Raw genomic sequence first — 2,829 nt, forward strand, 5'->3', positions numbered from 1 at the left:
GCTCTTTTTTACAATTTTAGGTGTCAAAATCTATTTTGACAAAACGCGCATTTAATGCTAAATTTTATACATAAAAACAACAAATTACCACGTGTTCCTACCTAATCCCACCTTTTCCCACTTAGTATAAAACCTAGTGTCAAACTACAAAGGGGTTCTCAAAGGGTCTTCAAAGACCTTTCAAAGATCATTTAAAGCCTCTTTTTCTTTTCTGCTCAAAATCGCAATTTGAGATGATCAATCATTGAGTTGGAATCGTATTATTTGAGAAGCAGCGTATATAAGATGGTATGACTTCTTTTAGCATAAATTGACTGATGATTTTTCTGTATCCTAAGCACATTATTCAGGACATTATTAAAAAGAGAAGCGTTTAAGGAATTCGGTCAACTTGACCAAATTGCTCTTCAGTCTGCAATTGTGCAATGTTTGCACCATTGCTCCTTTGAGGAATTGGGTAAACATTACCCTATTGCTGTACTCATGCAATTGGTGCAAGTTGCACCTATTCCTTACCTCCACACCAAAATGCGAACTTTTGATTTTGGTCTCAATACTCTTCAACACCGATCAAAGGGTCAAGTTGTCCCTTTGATTTTCTGTCTCTCAGAGGTTTCCTTTTCTCCTGCCTCTTTTCCCTTGTTTGGTGCCTCGAGTGTGATTTCTGTTGTGTATCCGCTTTGTTTTTCATAGCGGTGGGTGACGGTTGCAGCTTTCCATGGTCCATTGATTTGCCCACGAAACCCTTGAAGGATGAGAGGTTGATCCGCCATAATTTCAGGGCGTCCCTCAAGGGTCAAAGAACCACTGCCCACAGCACGACACAACCTGTCCGACTCGGAAGCAGCAGCAGCTCGTGCTTCCTCCTCACAAGTGTAACAAGTCCGTAAACGCCGCACGGGACCGCTAAACCCTGTCTGATGCTTGACTTGGCATTGCTGCCCTTTTGAGCGATCAAAATAAGAAGCTTCAATAGTGCCATATTGCGTGCGTGGCTCTAACGTGAATTCCCAGTTAGAACAGTCGTGCTTATGAAGTTCAAGGGCTGGTAAATTATCCCCGCTTAAAAATAAAAACTTATGGTCTTTGATTAAAAAACGCGCCCGCATGCGGTCCGCAAGACGGGTTAAAAAATCAACCGCCGATTGATCTGTACGAATCACATAAGGCAAAGTTTGTGTGGTGAACTGAGGACTGACCTTTGCTTGATAGCCATGGCGTTTGGCAAGTGTCTCAACAATCTCGCCAACAGTTTTGTGGTCAAAATGTTCACTCACCTGTTCTTTGAGCTCTTTACGCATCGAGGCGCTTTTGCCACAAAGGCGCAAAATCTCTCCATCACTGCCACCACAACTTACAACCGATTCGACAACAAAACACCCCATAAATGCACTGATGCTGTTCTCATAACCAAAGATCACCTGTAGCGCACTGTTGCGTGAGGGAACCTCTAAATCATTGCCACTATCATCAAACTCTGCTTCAAATGTATCGGCTTCATTGCCCGCATGATCGGTAATGGTTGCCGTTAAAAGACGCTGGTAAAAAACCTCATGAACAAGCTTATCCCCCACCCTCACCTCAATAAAAGGATGCGTGCGCATTAATCCCATAACCGCTTCACCACACTATTCTTTTCTTGGCTAACAAATTCAGGCAGAATGACCTTTAAGCCCCGTGGCAACAGAGCACCATACCCTGCAATACCTGGATTGGCTTGCAAAGTGGCCTCACAATAACCTCTGATCGCTCCAACTTGCGAACGATCCCCTAACACAGCCATGGCATGGTGAAAGCAGATCAGATCAAGACTCATATCTTCTAGCTCTACCACGAGGTGCTTTTCTGATATTTTCATGGCGTTTGTTCCCCTTGGAAATATTGATCATATCCCTCTTGGTATTGTCCCACCTGATATTGACCTTGCGGTTTTCCACCATCGAAAAACGGTAACAAGCTAATGGCATAGCGAATGCGCCCCGATTGGCCAGAGCGACTAATATAGTCGTGATCTTTCGTGACACTGGTGATTACCACAGATCCATGAAGAATGGCGCTATAGCCATTGTCACTCATCCAACGGATCATCTGAACAGGCTTGGCAACACGAATGGTTCTAGTGATGGCATCAATGGCAACACGATCACCAAACTCTTCTGGAAACAACACCCCATGGATGGTTTTGGCATCATTGCCATAACCGGTAAATTGCAAACCTGGAGCCTCACCAAAACGCTCTAGGCAAACCCATGAAGCAGAAAACTCTTCCTCAAAGGATTGGAAATTCAGCCAGTCCACATAAAAAAGATGTGGTCCTAACATCAGCAAAGGATCTCTCATAGACGCCCTCTCCTTGATTGTATTCCTTCCAGCACGTCATCTCTTTCAAAACGTATCATTGCATCTCTCCTACCATTGCGCTCTCCTAGCAGTTCATCCCTCCCCTCATTGTGTTCTTTCCAGCACGCCGTCTTTTCCCTTATTCTGTAGCCCGTATCATTCTGTCCCGCCATGCAGCGCATTGGCACGTGCCCGTTGCAAAGCATGGGCAACCGCACGACCAGTGGCCATGGGTTCACGCGCGCCATTGACATGCACCGTGACATTTTGATTGTGTGTGATGGGGGAGTGATCTTTGCTTTTTGCTTCTGTGAAAGGGGAATTTGCATGCCCCGCCCCCGCAAATTGTGCTATGGGCTGAATGGCTGTTTTACCTCCCAAAAAACTTGGCAAAAACTCTCTTACATCAATCGAACCAATCCACCCCTTAATGCGGCTAGGCAAAGATTTACAAAAATCCATCAATTGTGAGATAGACGACATAAAGCC

3 protein-coding genes and 1 pseudogene are annotated in these 2,829 nt (G+C 44.9%); all 4 read right to left on the minus strand.

What is annotated here, in order from left to right; translation table 11 throughout:
* Window positions 1-578: 578 nt before the first annotated feature.
* Complete coding sequence (locus ACFIQE_RS09400) at window positions 579-1,604, minus strand: phage late control D family protein (protein ID WP_375707614.1); 1,026 nt, start codon at window positions 1,602-1,604, stop codon at window positions 579-581.
* On the minus strand, window positions 1,604-1,858 hold the full coding sequence (locus tag ACFIQE_RS09405) for a tail protein X (protein WP_375707612.1): 255 nt from the start codon (window positions 1,856-1,858) through the stop codon (window positions 1,604-1,606). The genes ACFIQE_RS09400 and ACFIQE_RS09405 overlap by 1 nt, the downstream gene beginning before the upstream one ends.
* Window positions 1,855-2,340 (minus strand): phage tail protein, encoded by a 486-nt coding sequence (locus tag ACFIQE_RS09410; RefSeq protein WP_375707613.1) that lies wholly within the window; start codon window positions 2,338-2,340, stop codon window positions 1,855-1,857. The genes ACFIQE_RS09405 and ACFIQE_RS09410 overlap by 4 nt, the downstream gene beginning before the upstream one ends.
* A 156-nt stretch (window positions 2,341-2,496) precedes the next feature.
* Window positions 2,497-2,829: pseudogene (locus ACFIQE_RS09415) on the minus strand (phage tail tape measure protein); the annotation flags it as partial.

The organism is Bartonella sp. AA1HLJMS, from assembly GCF_042197445.1.
Classification (GTDB): domain Bacteria; phylum Pseudomonadota; class Alphaproteobacteria; order Rhizobiales; family Rhizobiaceae; genus Bartonella.

Excerpts from the sequence above, each read along its gene's own strand:
- ACFIQE_RS09410 (WP_375707613.1), bottom strand. The coding sequence starts at position 2,340 with ATGAGAGATCCTTTGCTGATGTTAGGACCACATCTTTTTTATGTGGAC.
- ACFIQE_RS09400 (WP_375707614.1), bottom strand. The coding sequence starts at position 1,604 with ATGCGCACGCATCCTTTTATTGAGGTGAGGGTGGGGGATAAGCTTGTT.
- ACFIQE_RS09405 (WP_375707612.1), bottom strand. The coding sequence starts at position 1,858 with ATGAAAATATCAGAAAAGCACCTCGTGGTAGAGCTAGAAGATATGAGT.